This window comes from Parashewanella sp. 2210YD4-3 (assembly GCF_056591735.1).
Genome location: NZ_JBWQOG010000004.1, coordinates 165,225 through 183,824, shown reverse-complemented (window position 1 = coordinate 183,824; position 18,600 = coordinate 165,225). Strand labels below are relative to the sequence as shown.

The following is an 18,600-nucleotide window of genomic DNA, read 5'->3' as shown; positions in this document are numbered from 1 at the left end:
GTAGAAAAATAGTAATCGCTTAAGAAAAATAAATAGCAGTAAAGCAGGTAAGAATTTTGAGCACAGAACTCACCGTTGGTAGCCAGTCATCAGAAATCAGTACAACTAATTCTGGAGCGGACCAAGAACATAAATCAGGTATGCTTGAAGGCCTAGGTAATACTAATACCCTTCGTCAAATTACTATGATTTTAGGTTTAGCTGTATGTTTGGCATTGGCGGTTTTCGTGTTGCTTCTTGCCTCGGAAGATGAATATCGACCACTTGGGAAAATGGAAACCCAAGAACTTATCCAAGTGTTAGATGTGCTCGATAAAAATAAAATCAAATATCAACTTGATGTCGATGTAGTGAGAGTACCTGAAAACAAATACCAAGAAGTTAAACTACTGTTGAGCCGTTCTGGCATCGAAAGTAGCACTAAAAAAGATGACTTCTTAAATCAAGATAGCGGCTTTGGTGTTAGTCAACGTATGGAGCAAGCTAGACTGAAGCACAGTCAGGAACAAAATCTAGCTCGAGCCATTGAAGAACTTAAAAGTGTTACTCGCGCTAAAGTGATTCTGGCGTTACCAAAAGAAAATGTGTTTGCTCGACGCAAATCACAGCCAAGTGCAACGGTGGTGATCACGACTCGTCGTAGCGGACTAGGACAAGAAGAAATTGATGCCATCGTTGATATTGTGGCATCAGCGGTACAAAACCTCGACCCTAGCCGTGTGACAGTAACAGATTCAGCAGGTCGATTATTAAATTCTGGCAGCCAAGATGGCGTGTCAGCAAGAGCACGTCGTGAGCTTGAAATCGCACAGTCAAAAGAAGACGAATATCGTAATAAAATTCAGTCTATTCTTATCCCAATCCTAGGCCCTGAAAACTTTACTTCTCAAGTAGACGTTGGCATGGATTTCACGGCCAAAGAACAAACAGCTAAGCGTTTTAATCCGGCTCAAGCAGCGGTAAGAAGTGAGCAAACCTTAGAAACTAATTCAGGTGCTGGATTTGTTGGTGGAATCCCTGGTGCATTGACCAATCAGCCGCCAATGAAATCTGAAATTCCAGAGCAAGTAAGTGAATTAACTCAAGAAGGTTCCGCTGAACGTTCAGGCAGCTCCCATCGTGAAGCCACGAGAAACTTCGAAGTAGACACCACCATCAGTCATACTCGTCAGCAAATCGGCATTATCCAACGTATCAGTGTATCGGTTGCGGTTAACTATAAGCCCGGTGCTGTCGGTGAAGATGGACAATTAAATCGTGAGCCCCGTACAGAAGCGGAACTGGCGAATATTCGTCGTTTGCTAGAAGGGGCGGTTGGGTTTAATTCAGCTCGCGGTGATATGTTGGAAGTGGTTACCGTACCATTTATGCAACATGAATTTGAAGCCGCGCCGAAGCCTGAACTATGGGAACAGCCTTGGTTTATGCGAGTGGTGAAGTTTGTGCTGGCGGCCATTGTAATTTTGGTTTTAATCCTGACGGTAATGCGCCCTATGTTCAAACGTATGGCTCATTCCGGTGCAGATATGCCACAGGAAAAAATCATTCCGGGTAGTGAATTGGCTGAAATTGAAGACCAATATGCACAAGAAACCCTAGGATTGATTAACAAATCTGATGGTGAATACAGTTATGCCGATGATGGGTCGATTTTAATCCCCGATCTTCACAAAGATGATGATATGATCAAGGCTATTCGTGCACTGGTAGCCAATGAGCCAGAGTTGTCTACCCAAGTAATTAAGAGTTGGTTGCAAGAAGAAGATGCCTGATATTGTAGAAAGCCCATCGAATACTGATGCTTCATCATTTGATGTAAGTACGCTAACGGGCGTTGAAAAAGCCGCTATTTTATTGCTGAGCTTAAGTGAAGCGGACGCCGCGTCAATTTTACGCCATCTTGAACCAAAACAAGTTCAACAACTGGGTATGGCAATGGCCTCGACTCAAGATTTCGGTCAAGAAAAAGTCATTGGTGTTCACAAACATTTTTTAGATGATATTCAGCAATTTTCTGCCATTGGTTTTAACAGTGAAGACTTTGTTCGTAAAGCACTGACCGCAGCCTTGGGTGAAGACAAAGCTGGTAATATTATTGAACAAATCATCATGGGCAGTGGTGCTAAAGGCTTAGACTCATTGAAATGGATGGATGCCCGTCAGGTGGCGACCATTATTCAAAACGAGCATCCTCAAATTCAAACCATTGTCTTGTCTTATCTCGAGCCTGATCAAGCCGCAGAGATTTTTGCACAATTCCCTGAGAACACTCGTGTCGACTTGCTAATGCGTATTGCAAACTTAGAAGAAGTTCAGCCAGCAGCATTACAAGAGTTAAATGACATCATGGAGAAACAGTTCGCAGGTCAAGGTGGTGCTCAAGCTGCGAAAATGGGTGGCTTGAAAGCGGCTGCCGATATCATGAATTACTTAGATACTTCTATTGAGTCACAGCTTATGGAAACCATGCGTGAATCAGACGAAGAGATGGCGCAGCAAATTCAAGATCTCATGTTTGTGTTCGAGAACTTATTGGATATTGACGACCGTGGCATTCAAGCGCTACTGCGTGAAGTTCCACAAGAAATATTGATGAAAGCACTGAAAGGTGCGGATGATTCAATGAAAGATAAGATCCTTGGCAATATGTCTAAGCGAGCGGCTGAGTTGTTGAGTGATGATCTTGAAGCTATGGGCCCAATCCGTATTAGTGAAGTTGAGTTGGCACAAAAAGAAATTCTTGGTGTGGCTCGTCGTTTGAGCGAAAGCGGTGAAATCATGCTAGGTGGTGGAGGCGGTGATGAGTTCCTCTAATTCTGATGCTGTCGCCGAAGAATTTAAGCATTGGCAAATACCTGATGTTACAGACGTTGAATCTGAGCAGCAAAATTTATTTGGACGAACTCAAGCTCAATCGCTCCCTAAAATAGAAGAAGAAAGTTTCACTCCGCCAACGTTAGCCGAAATAGAAGCGTTGCAACAGCAAGCGGAACAAGAAGCAAGAGAGCAAGGGTTTCAACAAGGTTTCAATCAAGGTCTAGAGAAAGGTAAACTTGAAGGCTTAGAAAAAGGACACGCAGAAGGCTTCACTCAAGGTAAAGAGCAAGGGCTCGAGCAAGGATTAGCTGAAGCTAAAGATCTATTGTTGCGATTAGAGCAATTGGCGCAACAACTTGAACAGCCTTTATCTGTTGTCGACACTCAAATTGAAGCCAGTTTAGTTATGCTAAGCTCTAGTCTTGCTAAAGCCATTGTTGCCACCGAAATTCAAACCAATCCGCAACATATACATAATGTATTGCGCCAAGGTATTGAGTCGCTGCCACTAAAAAATCAACCTGTTAACGTGCGATTGAATCCGCAAGATGTTGAACTTGTGGAGCAAGCATACAGCGCAACCATGCTCGAAAAGAAACAATGGCAATTTGAAGCCGATCCCTCTTTATCAGTAGGTGATTGTTTTATCGAAAGTCAAAAATCCTCGGTCGATCTTAAAGTTAAAAATCGAACCGAAGCGGTATTAATGGCCTTGACTGAGCAACAATTCCATCTAGAAAAGCAACTCCAGCAAGCTTTATTTGAGCAAACTCAAAAAGCCACACACATCTCTCCTCAAGAAGTACCAACTCAAAATGAATCTACAGAGATCCAAGAAGCTCAAGAACCAGCTTGATCAATATTGTCAGCAAGTAACGCCGTTTCGTGCCGTCGCTAGCGGTCAATTGGTTCGAGTGGTTGGGTTAACGCTAGAAGCCAGTGGTTGTCGAGCGCCAGTAGGCAGTCTCTGTTCAATTGAAACCATGGACGGGGAATTAGTCGCTGAAGTCATTGGTTTTGATGATGAATTGTTATATCTGATGCCCATTGACGAACTCAGAGGTGTTTTACCCGGAGCAAAAGTGGTACCGCTTGGTGAAAAGTCAGGCCTGAATGTCGGAATGTCATTATTAGGTCGTGTACTGGATGGTAGCGGTCAGCCAATTGACGGCTTAGGCGGTATTCAAAACTCAGAAAGCGTTTCTACTCATTCTGTGGCGATGAACCCATTATCACGTCGTTCAATTTCTGAGCCGTTAGATGTTGGTGTTCGCGCGATTAATGCCATGTTAACAGTAGGTAAAGGGCAGCGAATGGGCTTGTTTGCTGGTTCTGGTGTAGGTAAGAGTGTTCTGTTGGGCATGATGACCAGAGGAACAACAGCTGACGTCATTGTCGTTGGCTTAGTGGGTGAGCGTGGCCGAGAAGTAAAAGAATTTATTGAAGAAATTTTGGGTGAAGAAGGGCGTAAACGGTCTGTTGTTGTGGCCGCTCCTGCGGATACCTCGCCTTTAATGCGCTTAAGAGCCTGTGAAACATCAACTCGTTTAGCCGAATATTTTAGGGACCTTGGTTATAGCGTACTGCTATTGATGGATAGCTTAACCCGTTACGCTCAAGCACAACGTGAAATAGCGCTTGCTGTTGGTGAACCGCCAGCAACCAAAGGTTATCCGCCCTCTGTATTTGCCAAATTACCGAGGTTGGTTGAGCGAGCGGGCAACGGTGGAGGTGAGCAAGGTTCAATTACTGCCTTTTATACCGTGCTGACAGAAGGGGATGATCAGCAAGATCCGATTGCCGATGCATCCCGTGCCATTTTGGACGGTCACATTGTCCTTTCTCGTGCGCTTGCCGAGTCTGGTCATTATCCTGCCATAGATATTGAAGCCAGTATCAGCCGTGTTGCACCTATGGTGGTGAGTGACGATCACTTAAACAATATGCGTAAGGTTAAGCAGATGTACGCCCATTATCAGCAGAATCGAGATTTGGTATCGATTGGTGCTTACAATCAAGGTAGCGACCCGATCTTAGATAATGCTATTCGATTGCAGCCTGCAACAAATGCATTTTTACAGCAGGGAATGAAAGACAGTTTGAGCTTTGATGATTGTGCAATGATGTTGTCTCAACTTGCCGCCCAATGTTAGTTCTTAGAGTGTGACAATGGCCAAAGATCCTCTACATACCGTATTAAAACTGGCGAAAGATGAAGAAGAGCAAGCTTCACTGCAATACCGCAGTGCCAAGCTAGACGAACAAAAAGCTCGTAGCCAGCTAAATGCATTAAACACTTATCGTTTGGATTATATGCGGCAAATGGGGGATAAAGTGGGAAGCAACTTATCTTCTTCTCAATATCAACAATTCCATAAATTTGTCGACCAAATTGATCAAGCTATCAAGCAACAAGTCGAAGCAATCAGGCAAACCGAAGAGCAGCTTAAGCATCGACACCAACATTGGCTTGAAAAGCAACAAAAGCGACAAGCGGTTGAAATGCTGTTAGAAAAAAAAGAACAAAAACGACAGGCGGCACAAGCTAAATCAGAACAAAAAATGATTGATGAGTTTGCGATACAGCAGTTTTTTCGTAGGAAAAATCATTAACTTTAGTTTCAAACAGTCGTTGTTACTGACGGTGGTGGTAATTGTGGGATATGTTGGTCAAGCAAGTTTTGAACTCTAGTGTCATTTTTTTCAACTGCAATCTGATAGGGACACCTATTATATTTATCTGGAATAAATATACCTTTTGGGAAGGCTTTTGCTAAGCAAGGTATGTGTAATAATCTTCTTTGATCAACAGCTTGGCGTAGGGGTAACCTATTTTCTCTGTCTGCTAACTCCGCTAATTGGGGGGAGTGTTTAAGTAATAATTGAAATACCTCTATTTTTTCTGAGTTGATAGCATAGGAAAGTGGTGAGCCACCATTAATATCTTGAACAATAGGGCTAACTCCCATTTTGAGTAATTGTTTACAAAGATCAACATGATCAAATTCGGCTATAATATGGTACGCATGAATTTGATTAAATTTGGAGACCAATTCTGCTTGATGAGTGCCTATTATTTTGGCTGCAATTTTTACTTTTCCGTTAATTAAGGCATAAAAAAATACTGATAAATGCGAATCAATGGGAGTATTTACTGATATCCCCGTTTTCTGTAATACAGTATTGAAAATTTCAACGTTGTCTCTGTCACAAGCAAGCTTGATGAGTTCTTTATGGTCGTATTCTTTTAAACTTAGTTGAATAAAAGCAGTGGCAAATAAACTTTTTACGGTTGGGTAGTCTCCTTTGGTTATGGCTGTCGTCAATAGCTCCATTCCATCTATTGGAATGCTCTGATCGCTTCTGCAATTTAATAGAACTTTAACCCTGCAAGCATCATGATGCTTTATATAACCTCCAAGCATTTCTTGGGTCACTTGGAAACTAACTTGTGCTCCATTATTTATTAATAACTGCAGATGTGTTTCTTGCACGTGCTGATTGCGTATAGCCCTTGATAAAGGGGAGTAACCTTCACCATCTATGGCATTAATTGACGTTTTATTTGAAAGTAATTCAACGAGTTCTTTGAAAACATTGAATGGGATGTTTGGTTCGAAGTTTTTTAACAAAATATGTAATGCAGTAGGGTTACCTGTGCTGGCTTGTGTGAATGGATCTGCACCTTTTGATATTAGAAACTTGATAATATCAATTCTTGCATCTTGTGCTGCGATTTCAAGTGCGTTTGCTGTGATGTGCTTCCCTAGTTTACCTCTATGATTAATGTCCATGACACAGGGAAACATGGCTTTTATCAGGTTCAGCATTCCTTGTTTTACTGCGATATGAAATGGAGTTTGAGCGTAGCAATCTAATATAAAATCAATATATAAGTGACTTGGGCATAATCTAGATACTATCTGTTCAAGCTTTTCAACTTTAGCCGAGCGCAGATGGGGGTTATAAGCAAGATTAAACATCGGAATTTTTCGATCTGAATCAAGATCATCGATTTGTAGTCCATTATTAATCAAATACTCCATTTGGTTCAAAGTGCCAAAAGCGCAGGCATAATGAAGTAAACTCCCTCTTTCGAGATCAGTAACGTGTATATTAGCACCCGCTTTTATGAGATGTTCATACATTTCCATTTGATTATGGAATAGTGCCACCATTGGTGGATAAAAACCGTCGAAGGGGAGATTAATGATGTTAGGATTTGACTTAGCCAATAGTTTTAAGGCTTCTAGATCTCCGTTACCACAAAGCTTGGACATTAATAAAGGTTCGATATTATTTGGCTCCAATCCTCTAGTGACCTCTTCAGGCTCGAATCTCCTTGTGCTTTGCTCCCAGCAAAGTAATTTTAGGGCAATGTTAACGTGACCATTTTTGATCGCGATATAAACAGGGGTAAGGGTTTTGTCATCTGTTGAATAGCAAAGTTTGGCACCATGTTGCAATAAGGTTATGGCACATTGCTCGTACCCCGATTCGCAGGCATGATAAAGTGGAGAAACATATTTAGCATCTAATGTATTGATAAGATTGGGGTCACCAGCCAATAGTGAAACAATGGCCTGATGACCTTTTTGGGCGGCGATATGCAGTGGTGTTTCCCAATGAGTCTCAGTTCTCCTTAATGCATTAGCTTGTCTTGTCATTAAAGCATTTACAGATCTTAAATCACCGTTTGTGCAAGCTAAGTGCAGTGGAGAGCAATTATCGTAATCAGTTAATTCTATGTTTACACTTGCCCCTTGGTTGCAGAAATACTCCACGCCTTCTGAAAAGCCCAGATAGCAAGCAATATGTAATACTGGGGCGTTGATCGTTTGTGAGTTTATTTGAAATGGAATTGGAGTATCAATGCTATCTAAATGAGCCAATAGCTGTTTAACTGTATTTATTTCTCTTGAGCGGATAGCATTAACTAGCCTTGTATTTAAAGCTTGAGCATCATGCCGTCTATCAGGAGCGTTGATCGGTGATTTTGGTTCAACAGTAGCTAACATATCGCATTCTCTCAGGCTATGAGAGTCTCATCTTAACAGCCTGTATTAACTGAAATTAGTTTCAGTTTTTATATCTTATAACAGAGTTGTAAATCATATTGATTTTAGCTTGGCATAAATCGTGCTTTCTCTTTTTATAGATAAATGTTTGACGGTCAGTTTCAAGCAGTTGCTTAGAGAAGGAAATTATAGTGTCGCAAGTTAATCCTCTATCATTTACGTCCCATGTTTCAGCGGAAAATTCGGAAAACGAAGTGGCGTTGTCGGATGAGGCTACTGTGGATTCAACAAGCTTTGCACAACAACTATCTAAGCTTTCAGAGCCTGAAAAACCTGCGGCTAGTGACCTAGATAGTTCTCAGCAGCAAGCTGATGAAGAAACATCAAAAGAGCAAGACTCTGGTCAGGATTCATCTGAAAACAAAGCGCCATCGCCAGAGTCATTGTTAGAACAAATCAATGACTCTAAAAGCTATCAAACGACAGTAAGCCCCGTGACGAATGTGCAAAACGGTGAGTCTTTGCCGCTTGAACAAAGCGATAAAGATAAAGCAAGCGATGACGTAGAAGCCGATGTTGAAAAGCTTGATGTGTTAGTTAAGTTAAATGCAAAAACATCGGTAGAGACTCAACCTGATGGTGACTCTACTGATGCTGAGCTGGTGTCTAAGCTCGATAAAGCGAAAGCCAATTTAGAGGTCACTCCAAGTTCAAAAGAAGTTGATGCAGATGTTAAATCTGTTCAGACAGAGTTGGCGCCAACACGTCAAGTGTCAGAGCAAGCGGCTACTTCTGTAAAAGAGTTAGGGAAAGTAGCGGAAGCTACCACGGCTAAAGCTAGCTTAGAACCGAACTTAACTAAAGAGCAAGCTAAGGCTATAGAATCAGCTTCTTTGCAATCTCAAGATGGTAAAGCATCACAAGAGCTGGAAGCGAATAAAGATAGTAAAGTCCAAGTAAAAATGGCTGAAGCTTTTAACGCTATAAAGCCAAAATCAGAAATGCCAACGGCGAAGGTTGAGCTGGCCAAAGCGTTAGAAACAACGTCGATGGAGACGTTAGAGCCGACTCCCGTAGCTGAAAGAGTAAATCAATTACAAACCCAAAGCCCGCTATCGTTGCAGCAAATGCTGACTCCAGAAAGCAAAACTGACGTACCTCAACTGCATGTATCATTAAGACAGGGGGCAGAGCAAACTGTGCAAATGCAGGATATGATCCAGCGTTTTTCTCCTGTGATGAAACAGCAGCTGGTTGCCATGGTTAATAAAGGCATTGGGCAGGCTGAAATCAGACTAGACCCTCCTGAACTTGGTCACATGATGGTACGCATTCAAGTGCAAAATGAACAAACTCAAGTACAGTTCCAAGTGGCGACACCACAAGCTAGAGATCTACTAGAGCAAGCACAACCAAGATTAAGAGATATGCTGGCTGAGCAGGGGCTAAATTTAGCTGATAGTCAGATTTCTTATCATGATGGTGGACAGCAGCAAGGAAGAGAGCAAGGAAATGGACATGGATTTTCTGGCTCAGGTGCTCAATCAGAGTTTGAACAAGAAGCAAGTGAACAAATAACGCTCAAAGTCGCAACAAACCCAACCTCAGTTATAGATTATTACGCTTAAATCGTTACCATTACCCGATTGAGCTTGAAAGAACTAAGTAAGGAAATTTAGCTATGGCAGATGAAGAAACGCTAACGGTTGAAGAACAAAAAAAGAAAAGCCCGTTAATGTTGATCATTATCGCTGCGGTTGCTGTGTTGATTCTCGGTGGTGCAGGCGCTTTCTTTTTCCTCTCTGGTGATGATGCGTCAGAATCAGCTGAGCAGATGCAAGGCTCAAACTCTACTGAGCAAGCGGCACCCATGAAGCCAGAAGTGGCCAGTTATGTGCCTTTACCAAGACCGTTTTTGTTCAACCTTACAGGCACGAAAAAGCCTGTGTTAGTACAAATTAAAGTGCAGCTACAGGTAAGAGGTAGCTCGGTTGAAAATGATGTGAAAAAGCACATTCCTCTGATTGAGTCTGCGTTATTATCGACTTTTAGTGGTGCAGATGCGCAAAAGCTCAGCACACAATCAGGAAAAGATGAATTGCGTCAACAAGCCTTGTTAAGTGTACAAAATGCGTTAATGCCGATTCTAGGTAAGCATAGTGTAGAAAAAGTATTGTTTGTTGGATTTGTGATGCAGTGATGAACTGCTTTTTTAGGAAAAGGCCAATCAGTGAGTGACTTACTAAGCCAAGATGAGATTGATGCGCTACTTCACGGGGTTGATGAGGTAGAAGAAGAGGTTGTCGAACAAAGTATTGACGATGCTCTATCGTATGACTTTTCGTCTCAAGATAGAATTGTTCGTGGCCGTATGCCAACGCTTGAAATCGTCAACGAACGTTTTGCTCGTCATCTTCGGATCAGCATGTTCAACATGATGCGTCGAACGGCTGAAGTGTCTATCAATGGCGTGCAGATGCTGAAGTTTGGCGAATATATCCACAGTCTTTTTGTACCTACAAGCCTTAACATGGTGCGTTTTAGCCCGTTAAAAGGTACTGCGCTCATTACCATGGAAGCTCGTTTAGTCTTTATTTTGGTGGACAACTTTTTTGGTGGCGATGGTCGCTTTCATGCCAAAATCGAAGGTAGAGAGTTTACTCCCACTGAACGCCGCATTATCCAGCTGTTGTTAAAAATCATTTTTGAAGATTACAAAGATGCTTGGGCTCCTGTTATGGATGTGGAGTTTGAGTACTTAGACTCTGAAGTTAACCCTGCCATGGCTAATATTGTCAGCCCAACAGAAGTGGTGGTGATTAACTCATTTCATATCGAAGTCGATGGCGGTGGCGGTGATTTCCATATTGCTATGCCGTACTCCATGATTGAGCCAATCAGAGAATTACTGGATGCGGGTGTTCAAAGTGACAAACAAGATACCGACATGCGCTGGTCACAAGCATTAAGAGAAGAAATCATGGACGTTGATGTTGGATTTAATGCCAGTTTAGGTGAACAATCAATGTCACTTCGGGATGTCATGACCATGCAAGCTGGCGACATTATACCGTTTGATTTACCTGAACATGTGATGATGAAAGTTGAAGACTTACCAACTTATCGTTGTAAACTGGGGCGTTCAAGAGAGAACTTAGCCCTTAAGGTTACAGACCAAATCCCACGTCCCGAAACCGTTAAATCAGAATTACAACTGGTCAAATTACGCAATCCAACCAGTGATAGCAAAGAGAGATAGCTAGTTAAGGTTAACCTATGAATACAGAAGAAGATTGGGCGGCGGCAATGGCTGAGCAAGCTATTGAAGAAGCCAAAACCGCAAGTTTAGATGAACTGTTTGATGAGCCGGGCAGTATTGGAGCAGATAAAAATAACCTAGATGCGATTTTAGATATCCCTGTCACCATTTCGATGGAAGTGGGACGGAGTTTTATCAGCATTCGTAATTTACTTCAGCTTAACCAAGGTTCGGTTGTTGAGTTAGATCGAGTTGCTGGTGAACCCTTAGACGTCATGGTTAATGGAACCCTCATTGCTCATGGTGAAGTGGTTGTGGTCAATGATAAGTTCGGGATCCGTTTAACCGATGTTATCAGTCAGACTGAACGAATAAAGAAACTCAAGTAAGTTTTTGATAAGCTAGCGGAATACATTCTAAACCAAGGACATCCGATGAATAGCTTGCTTGTTACAACACTCGCAACAACCAGCAGTTCCAACACGGTTGAAGCACCCAGTGCACTAGGTAGTTTTACCAGCATGATAGGTGGCTTAGTTGTAGTGGTAATGATTATTTTAGTGCTGGCATACTTAGTCCGGCGCTTTAATTTGACCCCTGCTTCCAATGGTGTGATGAAAACCATAGCTGTAACACCCGTTGGGCAGAAAGAAAAGTTGGTATTGATGGAGATGGACGGTAAGCAGTATTTGTTAGGTGTTACACAACATCAAATAACACTACTGGATAAAATTAACGATCCCATAGAAGTAAAAGCAGAGTCTTTTGCCGAGAAGTTGCGTCAGGCAAAAGGCAGGAAAGAAGATGCGCCTAATTAAATTATTTGTTTTAGCATTAGCCATGTTTGCGCCAATGGCTTTTGCTAAAGATGGGATTTTACCCGCAGTAACTGTTACCACTGGCGCTGATGGTTCCACTCAATATTCGGTCACCATGCAAATTTTATTGCTGATGACTGCTATGAGTTTTATTCCAGCCATGGTGATCATGCTCACCTCTTTTACCCGCATTATCGTGGTACTTTCAATTTTAAGACAGGCGATAGGTTTACAGCAGACCCCCTCAAATCAGGTGCTAATTGGTATTAGTCTGTTTTTAAGCTTTTTCATTATGAGCCCCATTTTCAACAAGGTGTATGAACAAGGGGTGAAGCCTTACATGGACGATAAAGTTACTATAGAGCAAGCTTATGAGGCTGGGAAAAAGCCAATTATGGCTTTTATGTTATCTCAAACGCGAGTGACTGATTTAAAAACCTTTATTGATATTTCTGGCTACAAAAACATTGATAAACCTGAAGATGCGCCAATCAGCGTGTTGATCCCCGCTTTTATTACCAGTGAACTCAAAACGGCTTTTCAAATTGGCTTTATGTTGTTTGTGCCTTTCTTAGTTTTAGATTTGGTAGTAGCCAGTATTTTGATGGCTATGGGTATGATGATGCTGTCGCCGATGATTGTATCTTTGCCCTTTAAGATCATGCTATTTGTGTTAGTCGATGGCTGGAGTTTAGTGATGGGAACACTTGCTAACAGCTTTGGCATAACTTAGGGGTACTTATGTCTCCAGAAGCCTTAGTTGATATTTTTCGTGATGCCTTATCTATCATCATCATCATAGTGTCGGTCATTATTTTGCCGGGACTAGGGATAGGTTTATTGGTGGCGGTCTTCCAAGCCGCGACTTCGATTAACGAACAAACATTAAGTTTTTTACCTCGATTATTAATGACTCTATTGGCACTCATGTTACTTGGTCATTGGCTGATTCAAACTATGATGGAGTTCTTCATGGAAATGGTAAACCGCATTCCTCAAGTGATCGGGTAGGCGATAGCGTGGAATTTTTAATGAGTACCATAGAGAAGACCCTTGCAGGTTATCTATGGCCATTATTTCGCATTTCCAGCATGTTCATGGTGATGGCCGTGTTTGGAGCGACAACGACACCATCCCGTGTGCGACTATTACTGGCGGTGGCCGTTACCTTTGCCGTTGCGCCAATGCTGCCTGCTATGCCGAGCGTTCCTTTATTTTCCTTAGAAGGTATGTTTATCAGCGCCCAGCAAATTTTGATTGGGTTAGCCATTGGCTTTGTAAGTATTATGCTACTACAAACCTTTGTACTTACTGGGCAAATCATTGGTATGCAAACCAGTTTGGGCTTTGCTTCTATGGTAGATCCGGGGTCGGGTCAGCAAGTACCTGCAGTAGGTAACTTCTTCTTAATTTTATCCACGCTATTGTTTTTGCAGCTTGATGGTCATTTATTGATGATCAAAATGCTCATTTCTAGTTTTGAATCTCTGCCTGTTTCTTCTCAAGGCATTGAGCTTGGGAGTTACAAAGCCATTGCAGATTGGGGCGCCTACATGTTCGGCGCAGCCTTGACCATGTCAATTTCTGCAATTCTCGCTTTGCTACTGATTAATTTATCGTTTGGGGTGATGACAAGGGCTGCTCCTCAATTGAATATTTTTTCGATTGGTTTTCCAATTACCATGTTAAGTGGTTTGTTGGTGTTGTGGTTGACTCTAAACCCTATCATGGCGCATTTTTATGAAGTGTGGAAATCTGCTCAAGTGCTTATGTGTGACATTCTGCAATTACAGTGTCAGGTATCGGTAAGTAAAGGAGGGGGCTAATGGCTGAAGACAGTGGCCAAGAACGGACAGAGGAACCCACCAGTAGGCGCTTGCAACAGGCGCGAGAAAAAGGACAGGTTGCACGTTCAAAAGAATTGGGTACATCAGCAGTGTTGCTCGCGGCAGCTATTGCCTTAGCCATGATGGGGCCTAACTTGGCTCAAGCATTGGCCAGTATAATGACCAATTTATTTACCATCGAAAGAGCTAATATCTACGATGTTGACGCCATGCTTAGAGTGTGGGGAACCGTTGGAACGGAACTGATGTTTCCTGTTTTAGGTATTGTAGCCTTGCTGGCGTTGGTGGCTTTTATTGGAAATATTGCACTTGGTGGACTTTCTTTTTCCACTAAAGCCTTTATGCCTAAAGGCAATAAGCTCAACCCGATGAATGGCTTTAAGCGGATGTTTGGTACTCAAGCATTAGTGGAGTTAACGAAGGGGATTGCTAAGTTTTCAGTGGTGGCAATTTCGGCCTATACCCTTCTTAGTATCTATTTTGAAGAAATCATGCAGCTTTCGGCTTTGCATTTACCTACCAATGTATTTGAAGGATTGAGTCTATTAACTTGGATGTTTATCATTTTATGTTCATCAACCTTGCTGATTGTAGTCATTGATGTGCCGTTTCAGATCTGGAACCACAATAAACAGCTGAAAATGACCAAGCAAGAAGTGAAAGATGAATATAAGGACACTGAAGGCAAACCAGAAGTTAAAGGTCGTATTAGGCAACAGCAAAGAGAGATTGCGCAACGAAGAATGATGGCGGATGTGCCTAATGCCGATGCGATTGTGGTAAACCCTGAGCATTATGCGGTAGCAATAAAATATGATGCAGATAAAGCGGCTGCGCCATATGTCGTTGCTAAAGGGGTAGACTCTATCGCATTCAAGATCAGAGAACTTGCCCGTGAACACGATGTGGCGATTGTCTCTGCACCACCATTAGCTAGGGCTATTTATCATACGACGAAAATTGATCAGCAAATTCCTGATGGATTATTTACAGCCGTAGCGCAAGTATTGGCTTATGTATTCCAGTTAAAACAATACCAAAAAGGGCGAGGGCGTAGGCCTACGGCAATCCCTACCGAGCAGCCGATACCAGAGGAGTTGAGATACTAGCTGCTTGAAAGGTTCAAATCTTTAGTCGCTAATTCATTTTTAGCAACACGTTAGCTGGGAATTGGGTTGAATCTTTATTCGGAATAAAAGTAGCGGTAAATCGCCCATCTTTTGTGATAACTTCTCTTGTGACTTTTTCTCCACCACTTAGCTGCTCCATTTCTTTGGTATTGATACCTAATTCGTCAAAGCCATTTTCGTATTTATAGCTAACCACTTCATCTAATTGCTGTGCACCATATAAGTGCCTTTTTAGATCTTCTGTTGTCCCCTTGAGCTTGAGTTTAATTCCTACGGGAGTATCTGTAGTTGGTAAATTCAGTTTTAGTTTAACATTGTTCTGTTTGTCATTTACCTTTACGAATTTTGCTGAACTTTTGTCAACTGATGGTGTGACTCCATTTTTTGAAACTCTGCGGTTAAAGAAATTTGAAAAACAAAGCGTGATGCAGTTGCATGAGCAACACCCATCATCATAACTTTCAGAACTGGGTTCACATTTAAAGACTTGATAATGGATACAGCCATTATGTCTGAAAACAACTAAGTTGTGCCTGTCATCGTTTATGAGTTTGGATTCAATATCCGCTGTTAATAGATCCACATCAACGAATATTGTATCTGATGCGACAGTTGCCATATTTAATTTAATACTCAATCATCAGTGGATAAGAGGAAAAATGCTATAAGGCAATAGTCAACATTGCAATTTATTACTTTATCATTATTCAAAGATTAACCTTAAGTTCATAGAGCATAGTTCTTTTATACTTCTTTCCCTTTGTATGAGGGTTTAGCTTCATTTAGGGGGCGAAAGACCAAAGTTCTACATCATGATAATATCGGGCTTTTGGGTATAGGTATGACAAGCTTTTGTTTCATCCCCTCTTAACCATATATCGAAAGTATGGCTGTTTTTGGTGTCAGTTATTACGAAGCACACTGGATTTGAAATTTCATTTTTGGGGCTGTGATTACTCTGCTTTGAAAATAAATGTTTAAAGCAGCTAAAAACTGAGTAAGTTGATATGGGCGTATTTTCTTCATCATGTAGTCTATGGTTTTGATTAACTTCGATTCTATAGTGGACATCACCGTCTTTCTTTCGAGTGACGGTTATTTTATGGCTGTTGCCTTGGGTATAACGAACCTCTTTAGCACGATTTGATTTTTTAACCTCAAAAGAAATAAAAGTGGCTAATGGGTATCTTGTTGCTTCTAAAAACATTTAGCTTACATTTTGATTTTAATTGTACAGATTTTATCGAGAGTGTTGTGGCTGAACAACAAGTTTCCTGAAAGATGAATCATGATTAACATGTTATGGGTAATAGCTTTAATAAAAGTATGAAAATCAGATTATTGCTTGATCAATTATTTTCACTTTCACTGCAAGTTATAAAGCAAATTAAAGCGCATATTACTGGTGAGCATAAGGCCGTTCTTGCAGCAATGTTACGTTTATCCCATTTAGTGAGAAAGCAGGGGGTTTTAGGCAAATCATATTCACTTACAAGTGCAGGGTGCTCATGTTTTATAATGCTTTCTCTTAAGCTTATTTCTGAACTCAAAGTATCAGTTAAATCTGCGGACAGTCTTCTCGATATTTCATCGGTAGTGTTATCTGAATATGTAAAGAATGACGCGGTAACCCTTAAGTTTTCTGCAGCTAAACATAAAATTTCTATATTAGGAGTTAGAGTAAGTTGATATTGCTTTGTTGTATTTTGGAAGGAAACGGTTAGAAATGGAGTGTTGTCATTGATAAAAGCTTTCCACTCAGAGAAACTCACTTTTCCAATTTTATTCGCAGAGGAAGCAGATAAAAATAAAACATAATTTTGGTAACTCTTACCCTGAGCTTCTTCATGAACTTGAGATGTATTTGAAGCCATAATACAACGCCCCCTAGCTTTTGCTCAACGATGAAAAATGCTACGAATTAATCAACTCGGTTACAACTTATTAAGCCATTGATGAATAATTATTAATTGATGTATTTCTGAAGACTTAAGAGAAATCGTACCCAAATCAAGATGTTATTATGGCGGTGTTGCTCTGTTTGAAAATTTAATATGTACTGATCGAAAAATTGTGCGGTTTCGTAAGCTACGTACGGAGGTGCATATGTTTTTCAACTGGATGTTATTTAACTTAATGTGGCTGGGATGTGTGAAATACGGAAATAACGTTGCTCCGTTTGTGCTGGCATGGGCAGTTGTTCATTTGTGGATGAGTAGCACGCCTTGGCAACAACTTGCTTTAGTTAGTTTCGTCACTTTCGTCGGCATATTTGTTGATACTGTGTTGATGCATGCTGGTTTCTTTCAGTTTCCAAATCAAGGTGAAATAATTCCTTTGTGGTTAGCCATGATGTGGCTAAGTTTTGCTTTGACTATTAATGGCTGTCTATCCCTATTAAAGCGCAGCAAAGTATTGCAAGGGCTCTTTGGGATGATCTTTGCGCCAATGGCTTATTTGGGGGGAATAAGTATGAGTGATGCTAGCTTTGGTCAACCCTTTTGGCTAACGTTAATGGTGATTGGTGCCCTGTGGTCTATATTGATGTTGCTGTTTTTCGGGGTTAATGAACGTCTGGAAAAGGTGGAATCTTTTGCGTAAATGTATAAATGTAATTTTATTAGGTTGCTGCTCATTAGCTATGTATCAGGCTAAAGCTTGTGATCTTGATTTTCCTGATCTTACAGATAGCCATACTCAAATGAAAAAACTAGGTAATGCCTCACTTTCAGTTTTATTTTGGGATGTATACAAAAGTACCCTATATACCAGCGAAGCAAAAAAGCCGAGTTCAGCATCAAAAGTGTTGTTTGAAATCCAGTACCAACGTGAGATTGACAGCCAAGATTTGGTTGAGCAAACAAAGGCGCAATGGCAGCACCTTAAACTATCACCAGCAGAATACAAAAATTACCTACCCGAATTAAGCAGCATTTGGCCAAGCGTGAAAAAAGGTGACACCTTAGCGCTATTGGTAAGCGATAACAGTAGTTCTTTTTATTTAAATCAATCATGCATAGGAACCATAAACGATCCTAATTTCGGGAAGCGTTTTTTAGACATTTGGTTATCGCCTAATACTTCAGAGCCCAAAATGCGTAAACGTTTATTAGGAGAAAGAGGATGAAGATTCGATTTTTGATACTTTCTGCAATTTTGCTACCAATGCTCAGCGCTTGCTCTAGTGACATTAATGAATACAAGACCACAACCCCAACGTTGGATATAAAGAGTTATTTCACGGGAAATGTAGTCGCTTGGGGGATGCTGCAAGATTACACCGATAAAGTAACTCGTCGATTTTGTGTAGAAATTAATGGCAGTTGGCAAGGTGATAATGGGTTGCTTAAAGAAACCTTTTATTGGAATGATGGTGAGATTTCGCACCGAAACTGGCAACTGAATAAACAAGCTGACGGCAAATATACCGGTGTCGCTGAAGATGTTAATGGCATGGCGAGAGGGCAACAACAAGGGTTCGCTTTCAACTGGAAGTATGCGTTACAAGTCCCTATCGGAGATAGCTCTTACTCTTTCGATATTGATGACTGGATGTATCAACTTGATCTGTACAGAGTCTTTAACAAAAGTAAAATGTTTAAACTCGGCATCCATGTAGCAGACATTACTATTTTCTTTGATAAGCAATCGCCTCAAAAAAAGTGTGATCTTAACCCTGACTGATACCGTAATTTCAGTAACGGTATTTTG

21 protein-coding genes are annotated in these 18,600 nt (G+C 41.2%); 17 read left to right on the top strand and 4 right to left on the bottom strand.

Annotated elements, in window-relative coordinates; translation table 11 throughout:
* The first annotated feature begins 56 nt into the window (after positions 1-56).
* The 5 genes from fliF to fliJ are packed head-to-tail and all read left to right on the top strand — an operon-like array spanning position 57 to position 5,430.
* Positions 57-1,772: a flagellar basal-body MS-ring/collar protein FliF gene (gene fliF, locus AC1EU0_RS08055; RefSeq protein ID WP_480301838.1), complete on the top strand. Its 1,716-nt coding sequence runs from the start codon at positions 57-59 to the stop codon at positions 1,770-1,772.
* Positions 1,765-2,814: a flagellar motor switch protein FliG gene (gene fliG / locus AC1EU0_RS08050; protein WP_480301836.1), complete on the top strand. Its 1,050-nt coding sequence runs from the start codon at positions 1,765-1,767 to the stop codon at positions 2,812-2,814. The genes fliF and fliG overlap by 8 nt, the downstream gene beginning before the upstream one ends.
* The gene (gene fliH, locus AC1EU0_RS08045) at positions 2,801-3,673 is read left to right on the top strand and encodes a flagellar assembly protein FliH (RefSeq protein ID WP_480301834.1); all 873 of its coding nucleotides are present in this window, start codon (positions 2,801-2,803) and stop codon (positions 3,671-3,673) included. Before fliG ends, fliH begins: the two co-directional genes overlap by 14 nt.
* Positions 3,633-4,970, top strand: coding sequence for a flagellar protein export ATPase FliI (fliI, locus tag AC1EU0_RS08040; RefSeq protein WP_480301833.1), 1,338 nt, complete (start codon positions 3,633-3,635; stop codon positions 4,968-4,970). The genes fliH and fliI overlap by 41 nt, the downstream gene beginning before the upstream one ends.
* A 16-nt stretch (positions 4,971-4,986) precedes the next feature.
* Positions 4,987-5,430 carry a flagellar export protein FliJ gene (gene fliJ, locus AC1EU0_RS08035; protein WP_480301831.1) on the top strand — a complete coding sequence of 148 codons (444 nt, stop codon included), beginning with the start codon at positions 4,987-4,989 and terminating at the stop codon, positions 5,428-5,430.
* 8 nt (positions 5,431-5,438) lie between these two features.
* Here the strand turns inward: fliJ and AC1EU0_RS08030 are convergent, their stop codons facing one another.
* Complete coding sequence (locus tag AC1EU0_RS08030) at positions 5,439-7,835, bottom strand: ankyrin repeat domain-containing protein (protein ID WP_480301829.1); 2,397 nt, start codon at positions 7,833-7,835, stop codon at positions 5,439-5,441.
* Positions 7,836-8,026: 191 nt separating this feature from the next.
* On the opposite strand from AC1EU0_RS08030, the gene AC1EU0_RS08025 reads away from it, so the two are divergent.
* The 9 genes from AC1EU0_RS08025 to flhB are packed head-to-tail and all read left to right on the top strand — an operon-like array spanning position 8,027 to position 14,868.
* A complete protein-coding gene (locus AC1EU0_RS08025) occupies positions 8,027-9,463 on the top strand; it encodes a flagellar hook-length control protein FliK (RefSeq protein WP_480301827.1) in 1,437 nt (478 codons plus the stop codon).
* 53 nt (positions 9,464-9,516) lie between these two features.
* Complete coding sequence (gene fliL, locus AC1EU0_RS08020) at positions 9,517-10,035, top strand: flagellar basal body-associated protein FliL (RefSeq protein ID WP_480301825.1); 519 nt, start codon at positions 9,517-9,519, stop codon at positions 10,033-10,035.
* A gap of 30 nt (positions 10,036-10,065) precedes the next feature.
* Complete coding sequence (fliM, locus tag AC1EU0_RS08015) at positions 10,066-11,094, top strand: flagellar motor switch protein FliM (RefSeq protein WP_480301824.1); 1,029 nt, start codon at positions 10,066-10,068, stop codon at positions 11,092-11,094.
* A gap of 17 nt (positions 11,095-11,111) precedes the next feature.
* Positions 11,112-11,483: a flagellar motor switch protein FliN gene (gene fliN / locus AC1EU0_RS08010; protein WP_480301822.1), complete on the top strand. Its 372-nt coding sequence runs from the start codon at positions 11,112-11,114 to the stop codon at positions 11,481-11,483.
* A 45-nt stretch (positions 11,484-11,528) separates the two neighbouring features.
* The gene (gene fliO, locus AC1EU0_RS08005) at positions 11,529-11,912 is read left to right on the top strand and encodes a flagellar biosynthetic protein FliO (protein ID WP_480301820.1); all 384 of its coding nucleotides are present in this window, start codon (positions 11,529-11,531) and stop codon (positions 11,910-11,912) included.
* Entirely contained in the window at positions 11,899-12,645 is a 747-nt protein-coding gene (fliP, locus tag AC1EU0_RS08000; protein WP_480301818.1) for a flagellar type III secretion system pore protein FliP, read from the top strand. Before fliO ends, fliP begins: the two co-directional genes overlap by 14 nt.
* Before the next feature lie 8 nt (positions 12,646-12,653).
* The gene (fliQ, locus tag AC1EU0_RS07995) at positions 12,654-12,923 is read left to right on the top strand and encodes a flagellar biosynthesis protein FliQ (protein WP_480301817.1); all 270 of its coding nucleotides are present in this window, start codon (positions 12,654-12,656) and stop codon (positions 12,921-12,923) included.
* A 20-nt stretch (positions 12,924-12,943) separates the two neighbouring features.
* Positions 12,944-13,738, top strand: coding sequence for a flagellar biosynthetic protein FliR (fliR, locus tag AC1EU0_RS07990; protein WP_480301815.1), 795 nt, complete (start codon positions 12,944-12,946; stop codon positions 13,736-13,738).
* Positions 13,738-14,868 (top strand): flagellar biosynthesis protein FlhB, encoded by a 1,131-nt coding sequence (gene flhB, locus AC1EU0_RS07985; protein WP_480301813.1) that lies wholly within the window; start codon positions 13,738-13,740, stop codon positions 14,866-14,868. The genes fliR and flhB overlap by 1 nt, the downstream gene beginning before the upstream one ends.
* A gap of 28 nt (positions 14,869-14,896) precedes the next feature.
* Here the strand turns inward: flhB and AC1EU0_RS07980 are convergent, their stop codons facing one another.
* The 3 genes from AC1EU0_RS07980 to AC1EU0_RS07970 all read right to left on the bottom strand — a co-directional run bounded on the left by AC1EU0_RS07980 (position 14,897) and on the right by AC1EU0_RS07970 (position 16,763).
* Positions 14,897-15,508 carry a hypothetical protein gene (locus AC1EU0_RS07980; RefSeq protein ID WP_480301811.1) on the bottom strand — a complete coding sequence of 204 codons (612 nt, stop codon included), beginning with the start codon at positions 15,506-15,508 and terminating at the stop codon, positions 14,897-14,899.
* A 186-nt stretch (positions 15,509-15,694) separates the two neighbouring features.
* Entirely contained in the window at positions 15,695-16,096 is a 402-nt protein-coding gene (locus tag AC1EU0_RS07975; protein WP_480301809.1) for a hypothetical protein, read from the bottom strand.
* 142 nt (positions 16,097-16,238) lie between these two features.
* A complete protein-coding gene (locus AC1EU0_RS07970; protein WP_480301807.1) occupies positions 16,239-16,763 on the bottom strand; it encodes a hypothetical protein in 525 nt (174 codons plus the stop codon).
* Positions 16,764-16,995: 232 nt separating this feature from the next.
* Between AC1EU0_RS07970 and AC1EU0_RS07965 the strand changes: the two genes are divergently transcribed.
* Genes AC1EU0_RS07965 through AC1EU0_RS07955 form a run of 3 tightly spaced genes read left to right on the top strand, consistent with a single transcriptional unit; the run spans position 16,996 to position 18,573 of the window.
* The gene (locus AC1EU0_RS07965; protein ID WP_480301805.1) at positions 16,996-17,490 is read left to right on the top strand and encodes a DUF2878 domain-containing protein; all 495 of its coding nucleotides are present in this window, start codon (positions 16,996-16,998) and stop codon (positions 17,488-17,490) included.
* Positions 17,483-18,016, top strand: coding sequence for a chalcone isomerase family protein (locus AC1EU0_RS07960; RefSeq protein ID WP_480301803.1), 534 nt, complete (start codon positions 17,483-17,485; stop codon positions 18,014-18,016). Before AC1EU0_RS07965 ends, AC1EU0_RS07960 begins: the two co-directional genes overlap by 8 nt.
* Positions 18,013-18,573: a DUF3833 domain-containing protein gene (locus tag AC1EU0_RS07955; protein WP_480301802.1), complete on the top strand. Its 561-nt coding sequence runs from the start codon at positions 18,013-18,015 to the stop codon at positions 18,571-18,573. Before AC1EU0_RS07960 ends, AC1EU0_RS07955 begins: the two co-directional genes overlap by 4 nt.
* Positions 18,574-18,600 lie beyond the last annotated feature (27 nt).